This is a genomic window from Bacillus sp. 005/A4HT-01/001 (assembly GCF_004634445.1).
In the GTDB taxonomy this organism is placed as follows: Bacteria; Bacillota; Bacilli; order Bacillales; family Bacillaceae; genus Bacillus; species Bacillus altitudinis.
The window spans coordinates 517,770-536,443 of sequence record NZ_SEIZ01000001.1; the positions used below are offsets into that span (position 1 = coordinate 517,770).

An 18,674-nucleotide genomic window follows, 5' to 3' on the forward strand; every position below is an offset into this window, starting at 1 on the left:
TTTCATCCTCTCAGTAAAAGCATATTGGTCGTTCCAAACTGTTTATCTATCAGTCTTTGCACATTTCATCCTGTTTAAACGGTGGATGTTGATTGATTCAGCACCTTTTCATATTGCTGAATCAGGAGCGTAGCATTATGTGATGATGAATAATCTGTATGGACGATGTGGTGAAGATCGTTCTTCACTTGCTCGTTCCATCTGTTTTCATAAAGATAAGCGTGAATCGCTTCTTTTAGCTGACTCGTTGAACGCGGTTCAATGAGCAGATGTTGATAGGTAGAAAATAGTGATGGGAGACCACCAACCCGTGTTGCGATGACAGGCAGTTTTAAAGCGAGCGCCTCAAGGACGACAGTCGGCATTCCTTCACTGTAGGATGGAAGGGCAAACAGGTCAGCTGCCATTAAATAATGTTTGACTTGTTCATTCGGCACCTGCCCCGGGAGTATAATGGATTCTCCCGCCCGTTCGGCCAGCTCCTTTGCGAGGGGTCCTTTTCCGACAAAGACGGCTTTCACACCCTCCATCCCGCTGACAGCTTCCGCTAATTCAAGCAAACCTTTCTCTTTGACTAAACGGCCAACAAAAACGATGAGCTTGTCGTGAAGCGGTAAACCTACCTGCTTTCTGATGGCTGTTTGATCCCCTGGTGTTCTAGAAAATGACTTGAGCGGAATTCCAAGCGGGAGACATTGTGCATCCACCTCTGTCATGTCATGTGTTTTCTTTGCCAGCTCCTCACTCACTGTGAGAACAGCAGACGCCTGTTTTACTGCTGCTTCAAAGGCTGCAAACGCCCCTTTGCTATAGTTTGGATAGACGTTCACATCACTGCCGTGTAAGGTCAGAAGATAAGGGATGCTCGCTTCCTTTTGAATCACAGCTGCTGCGCCGCCAGACGGCATGGCAAAGTGCGCATGGATGAAATCCGGTGACAGATCATAACGCTCCATTGTGCGTAGGACAGAAGCTGCGATTCGTTTACTCGGCTGAGCCCATTTTAGCTGTCCAGGCAGTGCTGTATAAGGCGGTCTGTAAACCGGTACTCCGCACCTCACTTCCTGCTGGGGAAGATCTTTTCTCTGACGATAGGAAGCTTTAAGCATCCGTAAGATGGGCGGATTGACAGGGGTGGGACAAATCACGCTCACTTCTACGCCTTGTTTGACCAGCTCCTGCACTTGTGTTTCATGGAAGACGCCTTCACTTGGATGTTTTTCACTAGGATATACACTTGTCAGCCATAGCACCTTCATGACGAACGACCTCTTCTCCATAATTTCCCTGTCACCTGCGGATACATTTTGACAAGCAGCAAGCTATATAAAGCCGCACTTAAACAAATCGTCAGTAGTAATTGAAGCAGTATATCCGCTGATGTCAGCTTCATCCCTTGATGAACAGCTACTGCGCAGCCGGCCATTAACAGCGTCATGACAGCAGGCTTTACGAGTGATTTTATATACATCTTCATATCTAGCTGAATGACGTAAGCCATCAGCCACCTGCCGACAATGAAGTTCAGCAGGCTGACCCCTGAGTAGACCCAAGCTACAGTCAATAGACTGCCAGTATGGACTCCTGCATATAAGGCGCATCCATATACGATGAGCATGCCTGTATCCCAATAAAAAGCTAAGTCCGCTCTCCCTTTTGCAAGAAGGATGGAACCATTTGGATTCATCAGCACACGGAGTAGACCGACAATGCACAAAATATTCAAAACCGGGACCGCCACTAGCCATTTCTCTCCAAACACTACTTCTATAAAGCTATCTGATACGGCAGCAAGACCGATGAGTAGTGGAAAACTAATGAGTGCGAGCATATTCGTCATACTGAGGAAGCCCTCACGCAGCCTAGAGTGATCACGCTGACTTTTTGCGAAAACTGGGAAAGCCACTCTCGTCACAATCGGGTTAATTTTCAGCACCGGGATTGTGACGATTTGATAAGCCAGGCTGTAAATCCCTAATGCCTCTGCTCCAAGAAACCGTCCAATTAAAATCATGTCGATATTTGAGCCTGCCCGATTGACGAGCCTTGACGCAAGCTGGAAAGCCCCGAAGGAGAAAAACTCTTTCACTTCCCCTAATGCGAAAACGGGTGCTGGGCGCCACTTCTTCCAATAAGCAGCTGCATACATGAGACCTTTTCCTGATTGAAGCAGCACTTGAGAGACCACATAGGCCACAATTGGATTGATAAAAAAGGCTAGGATAAGTAGAACAATCAGCGAAATGATCGTCGCTATCGTCTCAATCGTACTTAAGGTTTTAAAGGCTAAATCTTTCTGCATCATATATTGGTATTGCTGACCAATTGGTGCAATGAGAAACATGATTGATAATAACTTGAGCAAGCCTTCCAGCTCAGGTCTGGCATAAAAGGTGGCAATCAAGGGACTTGCGAGGATCAATACACAAAACAAGAGAATTCCCGTCAGCAAGTTAATCCAATATAATGTAGATAATTGACGTTTCGTCGTTTGTTCCTTTTGAATGATCGCAGCACCGATGCCTAGATCAAGTAAAATCTGTGTAAATATTGCGACAGTTGTGATCATGCCAACGAGTCCAAATTCTTTCAGTGACATTACGTTCCCTAAAAAGGCGAACTGTGTAATTTGGATGATGGTAATGATCAATGCGGACAAGCTTGTCCATTTTGCTCCGCCCAGCAGGCGATTTTTCATACTTGCCATTTCTCTTCCCTACTTTACTTATCTGGCTCCGTCACCAGTCACGATGACTTTTAACGTTTTTACCATAATCTTCGTGTCGAGAGAAAATGTCAAGTTTTGAATATACTGTAAGTCATGTGATAATTTCTCACTTGGACTCATTTCATATCCCCCATTTACTTGAGCAAGACCAGTCAGCCCTGGCTTCACTGTCAGTCTTTTTGTAAAGCCTGGAATCGTCCGATTAAATTCGGCAGTAAACATTGGTCTTTCAGGACGTGGACCTACAATACTCATTTCTCCTTTTAACACGTTGATAAATTGCGGCAGTTCATCAATTCTTGTTTTTCTGATGAATGCCCCCACTTTGGTGATACGAGGGTCATTTTTTTGCGCCCATTTCGCTCCTCCGCTTTCTGCGTTGGTTCTCATCGATCTGAGCTTCCATAATTTAAAGTAGACACCGTCTTTTCCGACCCTTTCCTGCATATAAAAGGCTGGCCCTGGTGTTTCTAGCTTAATTAAAAGGGCAAACAGTAAAATGATTGGCGTACTCAACATCAATCCGATGAACGAGAACACGACATCTATGAAACGTTTTGCAAATAAATATCGAACCATATGTTCTGTTAAAGCAAAAGAGTGGTTTCGTCTCACTTCATATTCTCTGTAAAGGTTCATCGCTTTCTCTGCGCTCACTGACCTGCACCTCACCATTCAAAGTAGTTGTTGTGTAAAGAGATGTTCTATGAAAGTCAGTTTAGCAGAGCAACATTAAGCAAATGTAAATGGGCTGTTAAGTCTTGTAAAAGTGTGTTAAGAATGTGCCCTTATATCAAGTTATGCCCTTTTAAACGTAAAAAAGACCCGCAATTCTGCGGGTCTACGTGTCTTTTTTTATTTTGCCTTTACGGATTCGATCGTCTTCAGTCTAAGCGTTCCGTTTGCATCTTTTGTATAAGTTACTTTCACTTTTGATTCTTCTTTTAGGCTGTTCACTTGTTTAGAAAATGTATTTCCGAATTGAATGGCTACTTCTTTTCCATCAATGTTGACAGCAATTGTATGTCCATCAGCCAAACCGACATATGTGCCTTCTTTGGTGACTTCATTTTTCTTCGTTGTAGATTCTTTTTTTGTTTTAGATTCAGCTTTTGACTGATCATTTGTCGTTTCTTCTTTTGTGATTTCCTTACTTGAGCTTTCTTTTGCATCTTCATCAGATTGACCTGCTTGGTCTTCTGTTTGAGCAGCTGTTTCTTTGCTTTCATCATCTGCTTTTTCACTTGCAGACTTGTCTTCCGTCTTTTCGTCTGTTGCATTTTCTTTCTTTTGATCTGCTGCTTCAGTTGTTTCTTTTTTGCTGTTATCCGTATTGTTGTTATCGTTTGACTGATTTGATGTGCCGCATGCTGTGAGCATTACACCTAGAAGTAAGGCTAAAAACGGCATTGTGATTAATTTTTTCAAGATCGTCACCTCTTCATGATTTGTCGATTTGCTGTCATTGGAAGGCAAATACGTGAAAAATCCACCCTCTATGTTTCGATTATAACAAAAATAACCTGAAATGAAATGTATTTTTAACTTGACATATCATTCATCCGATCTATTTTATTCAAAATATTGAGATACACCTGCTGCGATTCCTGAAGCCAGCCTCTCCTTAGCAGTCGTTGATTTTAATATACTGGCATCAATCGGACTGGTTACGAACCCTGTTTCGAGCAAGATGCTGGGCATTTTTGAATACTTGATCACGTAGAACCCTGCTGTTTTCACACCACGATCCCTTGTGCCAAGGGCTTTCACCATCTGGGGCTGTACCTTTTGTGCCAGCTTTAAACTATTGGCCGAAGCATACGTCGCATCATAATACGTTTCTGTTCCATTTGCACCGCTATGATTATTTGCATTGGCATGGATGCTGATGAACACATCCGCACCAGCCTGTGATCCTTTACTTACACGTGTTTGCAAGGAATCAAATGTATCAGATGTTCTAGACATGACCGTCAGCGCACCCGCTTGTTTGAGCCTTGCTTGCAGTTTTAACGCGACATCCAGATTTACATTTTTTTCAAACAGCCCATTTCCTACCGCTCCAGCATCCTGCGCACCATGACCTGGATCAATAAAGATGGTTTCACCTAACACATGATTTTTCAGCTGTGTGATCACACTGGTTCGTATGGTTGATGTTCCGCCTAACACTGTAAATGTTGAAATCTTTTTAGTCCCAATGACACGACGAATCGCATCTGGTACTGATTGAGCGTCTGTAAGAAGAAGGGTTTGCCCTTGCTTGGCTGCCGTACTTGCCGCAGCTGCCGCATCGGCATATGCATAGCCGTTACTCATATACGTTTGGGTTGTCTTCATCGGGTATGTTTTCGCAATTCGGGCTGCCACTTCATACCGATTGGCTCCGCTGATTCTCACGGGTGATGGTAGCTTTTGATAGGCTGCTTGATTGACATTTGTTTCCCCGCCAATCACAATCGTCCGTTTCACCGCTTTGCTTTTTAATAGATTGGCTGTTTCCTGCCGCAGCCCTTTTGCATCGGTTAATAAAATAGGAAAGCCCTGTTTTGCAGCATACGGAGCAATCGCCACAGCATCTGCATAAGCAGAACCATTCACAATCACAGCTGTATCAGCACTCTTCATTTGCTTAGCAACGTTTGCCGCCAATTCATATCGATTCTTCCCTTGTATTCGCGATACGGATAGATTCATTGCTTTTAGCTGCGCTACGACTTTTTGAGAAATGCTTGCGGTTCCGCCAAGAATGATGACACGCTTCGTTTTCAACTGCTGAAGACCTGACTTAGTTGCACCTGAAAGACTGCTAGTATTCGTTAAAAGCACTGGGGCTCCTTGCTGAAAGGCATACGGCACAGCACTTAGCGCATCTGCATAAGCTTCACCGCCTACTAAAACAACTGTATGTGCTGTCGACCAGCCTCGTTTTGCAGCGTTAACTGCCACCTCATATCGATTACTTCCCTCAATTTTCGATACATTGTGCTGCGCAAATGCAGATGGTGCATACAAACATAGTGAAACCACAATCAAAACAAAACATTTGATATAAGAACGCATGAAGTCAACCTCCTTGGTTTTGAACCCTTCACCCCGGAAACACTTCATGTACTTTTGAAAAAAGGCTGCCGAGAGTCGTTTCTCGAGCAGCCTAAGAGGTGTATCTTAGGCACCCCTCATCTGTTTGTTTTCTTATCTAAAATAGCCTGAAACACCGCTTGAAATACCTGACGCTAATCGATCTTTATAAGTAGCAGATTTCAAAATATTTGAATCAACTGGACTGGAAACAAAACCAGTTTCTAAGAGAACACTTGGCATCTTAGAATATTTAATCACATAGAAACCAGCTGTCTTCACGCCACGGTCTCTTGTGCCTAATGCACTGACCATTTTAGGCTGAATATTTTGCGCAAGCTTCAAGCTGTTTGTTGCCGCATATGTTTTGTCATAATACGTTTCAGTTCCATTTGCACTGCTGTTATCATTTGAGTTCGCATGGACACTGATGAAGATATCTGCATTTGCTGACGCACCTTTGCTCACCCGTGTTTGAAGACTGTCGAATGTGTCTGATGTTCTTGACATCGTCACAAGTGCACCTGCGTTGTTTAACTTTGTATTTAGACGTTTGGCTACATCTAAGTTTAAGTTCTTCTCATATAATCCGTAGCCTACCGCTCCTGAATCATGAGCGCCATGACCTGGGTCAATGAATACTTTTTTGCCAACGACAGGATTTTTCAATTGATTCACGACAGTTGGTGTCACTGTATTTGTACTGCCAACGACAGTAAATTTGGTGATTTTTTTGCTGCTAATCGTCGCTCTTGTTACCTTTGGCAGCGTCTTTTCATTCGTTAGGAGCAATGCTTTGTTTTGCTTTGCTGCAATTCCTGCCGCGGAAGATGAAGTGGCATAGCCAAACCCTCTTCCTACATAGGTATTATTTGTGCTCATATTGTATTTTTTCACAATATTCGCAGCCACGTCATAACGAGTAGAGCCTTTGATTCGCGTTGGAGATTTTAATTGATTATAAGCTGCTTTTGTGACGTAATTCTCTCCGCCTACGACAATGGTTTGTTTCACATTGCTTGCTTTTGCAACAGAAGCGATTTCAGAACGAAGGCCCTTTTTATCTGTATATAGAATTGGGAACCCTTTTTGTGCCGCTACAGGTGCAATGGCAATTCCATGTGCATAGAATGACCCTTCAACCACAACGACGCCAGCTGGCGTTTTCATTTTTTTCGCGATATTTGCCGATAGCTCATATCGGTTTTTTCCTGAAATACGTTGTGTAGAGATGCCCATTTTCTTTACTTGATTGACCACGTTGTTTGACACACTTGATGTGCTGCCTAAAACAATAACTGTCTTCGTTTTTAAAGCCGTTAAGGCTTTTTTTGTATCTCCAGAAAGGCTTGTACTATTTGTGTAAAGAACTGGTCCATTTTTTTGATGTGCCAGTGGAATTCCTGCTGTTGCATCTGCATATGCAGTTTTCCCCACTAAAACAACTGTACTTGCTGTTCCCCATCCTTTTTTCGCTGCGTTTGCTGCTACAGCATACCGGCTCCCACCATCAATTCGGGAGACCGAGTTATCTGCTGAAGCTGTTGGAACAATAACGAAAATGGCGATGAGGCTGAGGATGGCTGTTTTGATCATTGAGCGCATCTTCTAAGTCCTCCTTTTATTCTTAATAGTTTGTTAGTTTTGTACCTGGATAGTAGAACGAAAGTATGGAAGAATACGAGTTTCCAGATTCAGCTCTAGCTTTGGCGCCGTATTGACTCATACCAATGCCGTGACCATAGCCTTTTCCTGAAATCGTGAAATCATTTGTATTATTCTTTACTGACGCAAACGTACTTTTCACCTTTGTTGCGCCCATGACTGTTCTAAACTCTGTCATTTTCATACTTGCCGTTGTACTTTTGTTCACTGTATACGTACCTGTTTTGTTTTTCAGATGGTAATTCAGCTTGATTGAAACGGTCTTCGCACGCTGACCTTTTGTTTTTCCTGAGAATGTCAGGCTTGAAATAGATGCAATTCTCATGTCAGATGCAGCTGTTTCTTTATTTTTCAACAGCCATGATTTTAGACCAGCAAGGTCGGCAGCATTGGCTTCTTTTGCCTTAGACCACTCAGAAGCTGCTGTACTTGCAGTCAACGTAGTGCCTAATTGCTTTTTAGACAACTTCAGTGTCCACGCATTGACAGGATCTTTTGTGTCTTTTTTGGCGACTAAGTATGGCAGTGCATTCCCCCATACTTCTTCACTCGCCTCAGTGTATCCGCCATTACTAGAATAATAGGTGGCTGAAATAAGTTGATTGTTGTATTTCAGAACCTTGCCTTTTGTGGCATCCACAGCTTTTGTCGAATTTGTGTACCAGTTATATCCTCCATATACTTGGAAGGCTGTTGTATCAGGTACGACTTTTCCAATACTTTTCACTGAATACGTTCTAGCGGCAACAGCTTGTGCTTTTAATGCCTCAACATGCCAGCTCGCAGGCATTTCGTTTGGCACAACACCTTTTAGATAGTCTTCAAATGGAATATTTTCATTAGTCGGCCTGATATATCCTGATTCAATGGCAAAGTTGACGTTACCTAAGTAAGGCTTCCCTGCGATTTGAAGGACATTTTTGGTTGAATATTTCTCAGGAACAACTCTTAATGTGTTATACGTCTTAATGCCTTTTAATGAAATTTTTCCGTTAGAAATATTCAATTGGTAGTTTTGATTTTTTTTCAGATAGACTTGTTTGGCTAAAGAATTTTTTAAACTATCTGTAATCGCACTTGTGCTACCAGCAAGATGGTAAGCATATGTACCTTTTTCTTTCAGCAATGCTTTTAATGACGCTGTGACAGAATCCGGCTTCACATACACAACGGTACTGTTAGATTTTGCAGCCAATTGCGACAAAGGCATTGCATAAATATAGCTAGAGGCTTTTGCCAAGTACACTTTATCTGCATTAATGTTTAATTTTTTAATGATATTCACAGATAATTCGTAGCGATTGGCACCGCTGATTCGTGTCACCTGTGAGGTTTTCTTGATTTGATTTTCTACTTTTTGTCCCGTACTTTTTGTACTGCCGATGATAATGACTTTACTTGGCATTTTATAAGACGGAATGGAATCTTTTTTTGTTAATAGGATTGGGTATCCTTTTCTCGATGCATAGGATGCAATTGCAATCCCATTCATGAATGAGTTCCCGCCGACAACAATTGCTTGCTTATAGTTACCCATTTCTTTGGCGATTTTTTGGGAAATTTCAAATTTGTCTTTCCCACTAATGCGTCTCACTTTTCCATACTTTTTGATTGATTTCTCAGCAGCTGTTGAAATACTTTTCGTATTCCCGACAATTAAGATGTTATCAGGATTCATCTTTTTCAACTGATTTTCGGTTGTCTTCGTTAGCTTTTCAATGTTCGTGTACAAAATTGGGGCGCCTAATTTGTATGCTAACGGCGATACAGAAATGGCATGATCAAAAGCATCTCGGCTCACAATCACAACGGTTGAAGGATTTTTCCATCCTGCAGAAGCAATACTATTGGCTACTTCGTAACGATTTTTGCCGTCGTATCTTTTCGTCACAGCGACATTTGATCCTGATAGTTTGTATTCCCCCGTTGTTGAGAAATCCATGCTGTTTTTGTTTCCGATATAGTTAGACAGTTTTACTGAAATTGTCGAGCTGGCCATGGCAGACTGAAAAGGTGCAATTAGTAGTGTCAGTGTCATGAGAACGATAAGTGTAATGCCTGTTTTCTTCAATTTTGTTCATCCCGCCCATCTTTTTTTACTTCTGTTTTTCAATCTTCTGAATTTCTTTTTGACCACTGTCATTGATAAAGTAAGAGATTTCTACTTTGTCACCTGGTTTAAATTCATTTAATACATCTTTAAAATTATCCGTAAATTCATAGCTTAAAGTCGTATTCACTTTTTTCACTTCGACTGTATGTGCATCAGCCATTCCAATAAATTCAGCTTTTTCTTCCAGCACCTGAGGAGTTGAACTGCTTGTCTTGTTTTCTCCTGAGGATTGCTCAGCCGTTCCACATGCTGTGAGCACGATACCTAGTAGTAGTATTAAGAACGGTAAAACGACGATTTTCTTCATTTTTTTCACCTCATGTCTTTGTATCGTCTTATAACTTAATATTTTAAGGTAAATTTAAGGTTTTTTGAAACCTTTTTTTTGTTACAACGTCTATATCTAGGTTCAGAGTAAAAAAATAACTTGTTTATCAAGATTCGTAAACCTATAATCATGGAAGAATGATAGAAAAGGTGAGGGACATTATGAGAGCTGAGAGAAAAAGAAAGAAAAAGAAGGTTCTTTGGATTGTTTTATCGATTATTGGCTTATTCGTATTAGCCACTGGCGGATACGCGTATCATCTTTGGAATACAGCCGCATCCACTGTCGCAGGCATTCAAGAGAACTTAAAGAAGTCAGATAAGCGTGACAAAGATGTCGATTTAAGTAAAAAAGACCCGATCTCCATTTTAGTCATGGGTGTCGATGAAAGAAAGAATGACCGAGGCCGTGCAGATACATTAATATACATGACAGTGAATCCGAAAACGAAAACAACTGAAATGGTGAGTATCCCCCGTGATACGTATACAAAAATTGTCGGAAAAGGCACAATGGATAAAATCAACCACTCTTATGCTTTCGGTGGTACACAAATGGCTGCAGATACAGTAGAGGAACTGCTTGATGTACCTGTGGATTACTTTGTGAAAGTGAATATGGAAAGTTTTAAAGACATTGTCGATACACTTGGCGGCATTACGGTGAACAGCACGTTTGCTTTCAGCTATGATGGCCATTCATTTGGTACAGGAGAAATTAACCTGAACGGCGATCAAGCCCTTGCCTATACAAGAATGAGAAAGCAAGATCCTAAAGGTGATTTCGGCCGTCAGCAAAGACAGCGTCAAGTCATTGAAGGCATCATTGCAAAAGGCGCTAACATTTCATCTATTACGAAATTCGGCGATATGTTTAAAGTCGTTGAAAACAACATGAAAACGAATATGTCCTTTGACGACATGTGGACGATGATGAATGATTATCGTGATGCAAGACAAAATGTGAAACAGCACGAGCTGAAAGGTACAGGCGCACGAATCAATAATATTTATTACTATCAGCTTGATGACAGCAGTTTAGCGAAAGTGAAGAAGGAATTGAAGGATAGTTTGGAGCAGTAAAAAAGAAGACTACAGGAATGTAGTCTTCTTTTTTTATGATTGGAATGGGGCTGGTTTTTCATCACTTAAACCATAACGATGGAGAAGCTCTTCGACAATTCGTTTTGACGCTTGTCCATCACCATATGGATTAGACGCCTTTGACATGTTGTCGTACTCTTTCTGATCGACTAGAAGCTGTTTTGCCATGTTGTAAATGGTCTCTTCATCTGTACCTGCGAGCTTCAGCGTACCAGCTTTCACACCTTCAGGGCGTTCTGTTGTATCGCGCAGCACTAGTACTGGCTTCCCTAGAGAAGGCGCCTCCTCTTGTACACCGCCAGAATCCGTTAGAATAAAGTGCGAGGCAGCAGCGAAGTTATGGAAATCAACTACTTCGAGCGGCTCAATTAAGTGCACACGATCAAGATCACTGAATTCTGTCTGAGCCGCATCACGAACAGCAGGATTTAAATGGACAGGGTATACGACTTGAACACCTTCAAATTCTTCGACAACACGGCGAATCGCTCTAAACATGTTCTTCATCGGCTGACCAAGATTTTCTCTGCGATGAGCCGTTAATAAGATCATTTTATCTGAACCGATCTTCTCTAAAATTGGATGTTGATATTGTTCTGTGACTGTTGTTTGCAGGGCATCAATGGCCGTATTCCCTGTCACACAGATGGTCTCTTCTTTTTTATTTTCTACTAAAAGATTCTGCTTCGCCTCAGCCGTAGGGGCAAAATGAATGTCAGCAATAGTGCCTGTCATTTGGCGGTTCAATTCCTCAGGGAACGGTGAGTATTTATTGTGAGTTCTTAAACCCGCTTCGACGTGGCCGACAGAAATTTGGTGGTAGAATGCGGCCAAGCTTCCTGCAAAGGTTGTAGTGGTGTCTCCATGAACAAGGACAATATCAGGTTTTTCCTCTTGGAATAATTGATCTAGTTTTAATAGTGCATTTGATGTGATTTCAGATAATGTCTGGCGTTCTTTCATAATATTTAAATCATGATCTGGTTGAATGTTAAAGGCTTTCAACACTTGATCAAGCATTTGCCGATGCTGTGCAGTCACAGTGACTGAGGATTTGATTTGCGGATGTTTTTTTAGCTCAAGGACAAGGGGTGCCATTTTAATCGCTTCAGGCCTCGTCCCGAATACAGTCATTACATGTAATGTTTTCAATAGTCGATGCCTCTTTCCTTCTCAATTATTGTATGTTGTTCATTATACAAAAGAATAAGAACGAATCCTAATCATTCTATTCTTAATCTTTACAGCACCTTTACTCTTTTCAACATGAATATTTACAGAAGTTCTTTACAATTGGTTTTAAATCTTTCTCGTAAATCATTTGTCATTTCTATCATTTGTAAGTTACACTTTATGAAAGATGAAAAATGAAGATCACATCATTTTTTCTATATGTAAGGAAGGTGCAAAGTTCATTGAAAAAAGTACGTAAAGCCATAATACCAGCTGCAGGTCTCGGAACACGTTTCCTCCCTGCCACAAAGGCTATGCCTAAAGAAATGCTGCCAATCGTTGATAAACCAACCATTCAATATATTATTGAAGAAGCTGTAGAATCAGGAATTGAAGACATTATTATTGTCACTGGAAAAGGGAAAAGAGCCATTGAGGATCATTTTGATTTTGCGCCAGAGCTTGAGCGTAACCTTGAAGAAAAAGGGAAAAGTGAACTTTTAGAAAAAGTGAGAAAGTCCTCTAATATTGCTGATATTCATTACATCCGCCAAAAGGAACCTAAAGGACTCGGACATGCCGTTTGGTGCGCACGCAACTTTATCGGTGATGAACCTTTTGCTGTTTTATTAGGTGATGATATTGTCCAAGCCGAAACACCTGGACTTCGCCAGCTGATGGATGAATATGAAAAAACCCTTTCGTCCGTGATCGGCGTTCAGCAGGTAGCGGACAGCGATACGCATCGCTACGGGATCATTGACCCTCTTACCCAAGAAGGGCGCCGCTACCAAGTGAAAAACTTTGTTGAAAAGCCGCCGCAAGGAACCGCACCATCCAATTTAGCCATTTTAGGGCGCTACATTTTCACGCCGGAGATCTTTATGTACCTTGATCAACAAGAAATTGGTGCAGGCGGAGAAATTCAGCTGACAGATGCCATTCAAAAGCTCAATGACATCCAGCGTGTATTTGCCTATGATTTTGAAGGAAAACGATATGATGTCGGAGAGAAGCAAGGTTTCATTGAAACGACGCTAGAGTTTGCCCTTCAAGATGAAGAGCTCAAGAAAAAACTCATTCCATTTATGAAACAACTTCTTGAAAAAGAAGAAGTGAATTAAAAAAAGCTGCCGGCATCGGCAGCTTTTTTATTTGGTCGCTGAAACGGTCAGCGTATGCTGTTCATTATCAATGACAAACAGGTTATGTTCGCCCTTTACTGCGAACTTCGTTTGTTTCTCATTCATCCAGACATTCTGTTCTGTTAGTCCAAGTGTTGAAAGAGAGATAGGCATGATCTCGCGGAACACCATCGTATTCGCCAGACCATTTTGAATCACATAATCGGTTTTCTCAGTGGTCAGCCGCTCAACGGTATCACCTTGCTCACTTTTGACCGAGCTAAGTGTTTGCATTCTTTGCTTCAGCACAGACTCTTCTTTTCCAAGGAAAGAAAGTAAGTACTCATACGAACCTGCAGATGCGGGTGATACGTAGGAATTGAACTGTGCTGGTCCGATGGATAACGGCTTCAATTCATCTGCGTTTTGTAGCGCATCAGGTTGCACATAATACGTCTCTGATGCTGTTTCGATTTGAATGGCTTTTTTATTTTTAGCCACAGCCTTTACTTCTTGTCCAAACGATAATGTGACGTCTGCCTTTTTTTTCATGGCCCTGTCTGTATAAACCGTCATTGGATCTGCCTTAACTATGGCCTGTTGGTCAATCTTTTTCATATCATCAGGGGCACCTTTCGTCTCATGGTTTGTTGACTGGGGCGTCTCTGTTTTACCTGAAGGAATTGCACCAAATGTCGCCAGTGTACGCAGCGGACGATCCGAAAACATAGAAAGGGCAAGTAAGATGGTTAAAACAGCTATTATGGTGACTTGAAACGCCGGTCCGAAAAAGGAACGTCGTTTTCCAGTGTCATTATACCTCGTGACTTTCTCTGTCGTTTGTACGCCTTTTCGACCTTCCTTGTGCTTCAATTGGTATTCCTTTTTCTCTTTCTTAGAAAGCTTGTTAAACCAATCAACAAACTCCTTATACTCTTTCACAACCTTTTTCGTATCATCAAACATACGAAGTTCACCATAATGCATCCAAGCAACCCGATCACAGATTTTTTGGATTTGACTAATGGAGTGACTGACGAAAAAGATCGTCTTTCCTTGTTCTTTGAATTCGGTGATGCGATCCACACATTTTTGATAGAAGGTTTGGTCTCCTACAGACAGTGCCTCATCAATAATGAGGATATCTGGATCTATATGTGCTGAAATAGCAAAACCAAGACGGGATTTCATTCCGCTTGAATAGCTCTTTACAGGCTGGTCTATAAAGTCTCCAATATCCGCAAACTCTACGATTTTTTCATAAAGATCGTCAATTTCCTTATTTGTCAGACCCATCATTAAGCATTTTAAACGAATGTTGTCTTTACCGCTTAACTGATTGTTCAGCCCTGCCGCAATGGCAATTAACGATGGCTGGCCGTCCATATCAATCTCACCACTTGTCGGTGGAATGATTTTCGCTAGAAGGTTCGACATCGTGGATTTCCCAGAACCGTTGATCCCTACAAAACCAATCGTCTCTCCTTCATAGACATCAAAAGACACATCACGAACGGCAAAGAAACCTTTTTCATTTTTATTAGGTAAAAACAGCCCTTTAATCTTGTCCGACTGTTTTTTATATAGGACGTATTGCTTGGATACGTTTCGAAACGAAACCTTTAGTTTCATCGTATAATCTCCTTACTTTTTAAAGAAAATCGACAAATTTATCCCTAAATTTCATATGCAGTAATGAACCGACTGTTAAAAGAAGAAGCGTAATCAGCCAGAAATAAAGCGTATATTTCACATCATGGAAGAACCATTCTCCCTTTAACAAGCTATTTCTGAAACCATCAATAATGTAGAAAAGAGGATTTAATCTTAAAATATCTCCTATCCATGCTTTGTCTCCAGTGAGCTTTTCTGAGATATTCCAAAAAATCGGCAGCAAAAAGAAAAGTAAACGTGTCACTGATTGTAAAAGAAATTGATAGTCCCTTACGAGTACACTAATTGTTGAATTAAACAAACTAAACGAAAACATAAACGCGATCATACATATAAGGTAGTAAATATATTGTAGCCAATGCGCGTCAGGATATATGCCATAAGAAATCAGCACAATAAGATAGACACCCATCATGACAAAATAGCTGAACAAGTTGGACATAATGACCACAGACGGCAGCGCACTAATCGGAAAATTCATTTTCGATACCATATTAATGCGTTTAAACACACTGTTTGATCCATCAAGAATGGTTGGACTAATGAAGAACCAAGGGATTAAACCGGCAAGCATCCAGATGATAAATGGAACCTCCATGTCTCCAATGGCAATTGGCTGTCCTCCGCGAATACCCATACCAAAAACAAACCAATAAGCTAGCATCTGCATTAATGGATTTAAAAACTGCCACAAAACACCTAAATAATTCATCTGATATTTTGATTTTGTTTCATAAACAGCAAGTCGTATAATCAGCGGAAGTGAGCTGATTTGCTCTCTTAATATTGTAAACAATGCGTTCATTCTAATCTTCCTTAGATATTAGTTTTGGGATTACCTCTTTAAAAAAATCACCGCTCATAATTGTAACAGATGTTGAGAAATATTTCACTTTTCAAATCGAATGAGTATATTAACTAGTAGGGAAATTCGATCAAAACAAACGCTGGTATATTCAGCTATTCTAGGTTACTAATTACCTTATTATATCATTGCTTTATAATTGCCATTAGAATATAATTATCAGGATAATTGCATTTCCGAAATAAATATCATTTTCCTATTATATATATTACATGAAGGGGCTTAACATTAATGAGAATCAAGCAATTCAAAAAAATTGTTACAAGAAAGATTAAATTTATTTTAAATCCACTAATTGAATTTTCCAGAGATTCACGACTTCGTATCAGAAGTAAATATACCTCCTATTTAGAGAAAAATCCGGTTAGAAGTAATTATATTCTATATGAAGCTTATCATGGAAAAAGTATTTCTGGAAATTGTTATGCAATTTTTCTAGGATTGATGAAAGATAGTACTTTTAAAGATTTACATCACGTTTGGGTCATTAATGATTTTAATGATCCAATGATTACAGAATTAAAGCAGAAAACTTCTAATATTTCCTTTGTTAAAGTTGATAGTGACGAATATCTAAAATATTTAGCAACTTCTAAATATTTAGTTAATGATACGTCATTTCCTTTTTATTTTATTAAAAGAGAAGAGCAAGTTTATATCAATACTTGGCATGGAACTCCTTTAAAAACTTTAGGGAAAGATATTAATAAAAGATCAATGTCTGGTCATAAAAATATACAAAGAAATTTGCTTCATTGTGATTACCTTATTAGCCCGAATACTTTTACGTATGAAAAGTTACTAAAATCAAATGATGTTTTTGGGATATTTGCCGGGAAAATTGCAAATATCGGTTATCCTAGAGTAGATTTAACATTAAACACTAGCAGTGAAAGTGTGAAAGAAAGATTAGACCTACCTTTTAATAAAAAAATTGTACTTTATGCTCCAACATGGAGAGGAACAATAGGTGCCGAAGAGGATACTTGCTATACATTGCATAGTGAAGTTGTGAAAATTCAGCAGGCGCTTGGTGATAATTATTTAGTACTTTTAAAATCTCATTACTTTTCTTATAAATTTTTTAAACAGAGTGGTCTTGAACATCTTTGTGTTCCAAACTGGATTGATACAAATGAACTTTTATCAGCTATAGACATTTTGATTACAGATTATTCAAGTATCTTTTTCGATTTCCTACCTTTAAAAAGACCTGTCTTTTTCTATATGCCTGACTTACATGAATATGAAGCAGAGAGAGGTTTTTATTTAGATATAACAAAACTTCCAGGACCTATCTGTGAAAGTATAGTTGATTTAATTGACAGCTTAGGTCAACTAAACAGTTTAAATAACTTCAATAAACAGTTTGAAAGTCAATACAAAGAGTTTTTAGATGAATATTGCTCTTATGATGACGGAAATGCTACTGATCGACTCATTGACATAATATTTAAAGGGAAAAATCAAGATGAATTAATCAAGGTTGAAAGCAATAAACAAAAATTACTTTTTTATTGTGGGGGCTTCTACAATAATGGTATAACCGTTTCAGCGACTAATTTATTTGATCAGATTGATTACAACAAATATGAAGTTGTCGTCATTGATAACTCAAATTATCATAAGGATAAATGGATGAACATACAGAAGCTTCATCCTAATGTTCATATTATTTATAGACCAGGTTTTGTTAATAGAACATTAGTAGAAACATATAAACAGAATCTAATTTTCCGCCGTGGTATATACAATAACAAAATGTTAAAATACACTCCAGTAAACTCATATAAAAGAGAATTAAAGAGAATTATTGGTAATACGAAATTTGATGTAGGAATAGATTTTGGAGGATATAACAAGTTCTGGACTCTTCTTTTCGCATTCGGAGATTTTAAAGTCAAAAGTATTTTCCTTCATGCTGACATGATGAAAGAATATAACAAGAAAGTGAACCACAAATATAAACATCGTGGTAACCTAAAAGTCATTTTCTCACTTTACAAGTTCTTCGATAGAATTGTTTCAGTTGCCGAATCGACTAACATAGAAAATCACTTGAATTTAAGCCCTTTTGTTCCTAATGCTTTAGAGAAAATGGTTTTTGTTAATAATGTAATCTCGCCTAACAAAGTACTTCAAATGAAAGAAAATAAAGAGATTATAGAATTTAATAATGAGAGATATTTAATTACTCACCAAAATGATAAAAACGAATCCATCGGTCTTAATTTATCTGGGATACCACTTCCTAATAAGGATTATATCAACTTTATAACTATTGGAAGATTATCCCCTGAAAAAGGACAAAAGAAATTAATTTCTGCTTTTTCACAATTACACAAACAATACCCAAAAGCTGTATTGTATATTGTGGGTGAAGGGCCTTTAAAAAGAGAGTTAAAGGATCACACAAAAAAATTACATCTAGAACATTGCGTGTTTTTTGTTGGACAACTCGAAAATCCATTTTCTTTACTAGATGAATGTGATTGTTTTGTCTTATCTTCAGAGTATGAAGGGCAAGGCTTGGTTCTAATGGAAGCAATGATTCTGAAAAAACCAATTATAGCTACCGATGTAACTGGAGTACATTCCGTCTTAGAGGGTGGATACGGATTATTAGTTGATAATAATGAAACTGCGCTATTTAATGGTATGTCTGATTTTATCCAGAATAGTATGGAACAAAAATCCTTTGATTATGAAAAGTATAATAGCGAGGCGCTAGACCTCTTCTACAAAAATGTCTGTACTAAAACTAATTAACCACTTATATACAGAATAAAATTATATGTATTTAAAAACACCTTTGGATAA

At 39.5% G+C, this 18,674-nt stretch carries 14 protein-coding genes; 3 read left to right on the plus strand and 11 right to left on the minus strand.

Annotation, left to right across the window (positions count from 1 at the left end; genetic code table 11):
- Positions 1-74: 74 nt before the first annotated feature.
- The 8 genes from tuaC to ES896_RS02865 form a co-directional block, all read right to left on the minus strand.
- Positions 75-1,259 carry a teichuronic acid biosynthesis protein TuaC gene (tuaC, locus tag ES896_RS02830; RefSeq protein WP_052320991.1) on the minus strand — a complete coding sequence of 395 codons (1,185 nt, stop codon included), beginning with the start codon at positions 1,257-1,259 and terminating at the stop codon, positions 75-77.
- Positions 1,256-2,707, minus strand: coding sequence for a teichuronic acid biosynthesis protein TuaB (gene tuaB, locus ES896_RS02835; protein WP_167764437.1), 1,452 nt, complete (start codon positions 2,705-2,707; stop codon positions 1,256-1,258). The genes tuaC and tuaB overlap by 4 nt, the downstream gene beginning before the upstream one ends.
- An 18-nt stretch (positions 2,708-2,725) precedes the next feature.
- Positions 2,726-3,385, minus strand: a complete 660-nt coding sequence (locus ES896_RS02840) for a sugar transferase (RefSeq protein ID WP_008348294.1) — start codon at positions 3,383-3,385, stop codon at positions 2,726-2,728.
- 198 nt (positions 3,386-3,583) lie between these two features.
- Positions 3,584-4,156, minus strand: a complete 573-nt coding sequence (locus tag ES896_RS02845) for a hypothetical protein (protein WP_017357854.1) — start codon at positions 4,154-4,156, stop codon at positions 3,584-3,586.
- A gap of 144 nt (positions 4,157-4,300) precedes the next feature.
- Positions 4,301-5,791, minus strand: coding sequence for an N-acetylmuramoyl-L-alanine amidase (locus tag ES896_RS02850; protein WP_135226383.1), 1,491 nt, complete (start codon positions 5,789-5,791; stop codon positions 4,301-4,303).
- Positions 5,792-5,923: 132 nt separating this feature from the next.
- The gene (locus ES896_RS02855; RefSeq protein WP_135226384.1) at positions 5,924-7,414 is read right to left on the minus strand and encodes an N-acetylmuramoyl-L-alanine amidase; all 1,491 of its coding nucleotides are present in this window, start codon (positions 7,412-7,414) and stop codon (positions 5,924-5,926) included.
- Between the two features lie 22 nt (positions 7,415-7,436).
- On the minus strand, positions 7,437-9,545 hold the full coding sequence (locus tag ES896_RS02860; RefSeq protein ID WP_008348301.1) for a SpoIID/LytB domain-containing protein: 2,109 nt from the start codon (positions 9,543-9,545) through the stop codon (positions 7,437-7,439).
- A 25-nt stretch (positions 9,546-9,570) separates the two neighbouring features.
- Positions 9,571-9,894 carry a hypothetical protein gene (locus ES896_RS02865; RefSeq protein ID WP_035701604.1) on the minus strand — a complete coding sequence of 108 codons (324 nt, stop codon included), beginning with the start codon at positions 9,892-9,894 and terminating at the stop codon, positions 9,571-9,573.
- Positions 9,895-10,076: 182 nt separating this feature from the next.
- Here ES896_RS02865 and tagU point away from each other — a divergent pair, with 182 nt between their 5' ends.
- Positions 10,077-10,997: a polyisoprenyl-teichoic acid--peptidoglycan teichoic acid transferase TagU gene (gene tagU, locus ES896_RS02870; protein ID WP_008348305.1), complete on the plus strand. Its 921-nt coding sequence runs from the start codon at positions 10,077-10,079 to the stop codon at positions 10,995-10,997.
- Positions 10,998-11,030: 33 nt separating this feature from the next.
- On the opposite strand, the gene wecB is transcribed toward tagU, so the two are convergent.
- Positions 11,031-12,170, minus strand: a complete 1,140-nt coding sequence (gene wecB / locus ES896_RS02875) for a non-hydrolyzing UDP-N-acetylglucosamine 2-epimerase (protein WP_017368152.1) — start codon at positions 12,168-12,170, stop codon at positions 11,031-11,033.
- A 263-nt stretch (positions 12,171-12,433) separates the two neighbouring features.
- Here wecB and galU point away from each other — a divergent pair, with 263 nt between their 5' ends.
- A complete protein-coding gene (galU, locus tag ES896_RS02880; protein ID WP_008343198.1) occupies positions 12,434-13,315 on the plus strand; it encodes a UTP--glucose-1-phosphate uridylyltransferase GalU in 882 nt (293 codons plus the stop codon).
- Positions 13,316-13,342: 27 nt separating this feature from the next.
- Here galU and tagH read toward each other — a convergent pair whose 3' ends face one another.
- Both tagH and ES896_RS02890 read right to left on the minus strand, forming a co-directional pair.
- The gene (tagH, locus tag ES896_RS02885) at positions 13,343-14,947 is read right to left on the minus strand and encodes a teichoic acids export ABC transporter ATP-binding subunit TagH (protein WP_017368153.1); all 1,605 of its coding nucleotides are present in this window, start codon (positions 14,945-14,947) and stop codon (positions 13,343-13,345) included.
- Between the two features lie 19 nt (positions 14,948-14,966).
- Positions 14,967-15,794, minus strand: a complete 828-nt coding sequence (locus ES896_RS02890) for an ABC transporter permease (RefSeq protein ID WP_017368154.1) — start codon at positions 15,792-15,794, stop codon at positions 14,967-14,969.
- Between the two features lie 291 nt (positions 15,795-16,085).
- Here ES896_RS02890 and ES896_RS02895 point away from each other — a divergent pair, with 291 nt between their 5' ends.
- Positions 16,086-18,623 (plus strand): glycosyltransferase, encoded by a 2,538-nt coding sequence (locus ES896_RS02895; RefSeq protein ID WP_017368155.1) that lies wholly within the window; start codon positions 16,086-16,088, stop codon positions 18,621-18,623.
- Positions 18,624-18,674: the final 51 nt, after the last annotated feature.

Coding starts and splice junctions, on each gene's coding strand:
- tuaC (WP_052320991.1), bottom strand. CDS start 1,259: ATGAAGGTGCTATGGCTGACAAGTGTATATCCTAGTGAAAAACATCCA.
- ES896_RS02850 (WP_135226383.1), bottom strand. CDS start 5,791: ATGCGTTCTTATATCAAATGTTTTGTTTTGATTGTGGTTTCACTATGT.
- tagU (WP_008348305.1), top strand. CDS start 10,077: ATGAGAGCTGAGAGAAAAAGAAAGAAAAAGAAGGTTCTTTGGATTGTT.
- tagH (WP_017368153.1), bottom strand. CDS start 14,947: ATGAAACTAAAGGTTTCGTTTCGAAACGTATCCAAGCAATACGTCCTA.
- tuaB (WP_167764437.1), bottom strand. CDS start 2,707: ATGGCAAGTATGAAAAATCGCCTGCTGGGCGGAGCAAAATGGACAAGC.
- ES896_RS02855 (WP_135226384.1), bottom strand. CDS start 7,414: ATGCGCTCAATGATCAAAACAGCCATCCTCAGCCTCATCGCCATTTTC.
- ES896_RS02865 (WP_035701604.1), bottom strand. CDS start 9,894: ATGAAGAAAATCGTCGTTTTACCGTTCTTAATACTACTACTAGGTATC.
- ES896_RS02890 (WP_017368154.1), bottom strand. CDS start 15,794: ATGAACGCATTGTTTACAATATTAAGAGAGCAAATCAGCTCACTTCCG.
- ES896_RS02895 (WP_017368155.1), top strand. CDS start 16,086: ATGAGAATCAAGCAATTCAAAAAAATTGTTACAAGAAAGATTAAATTT.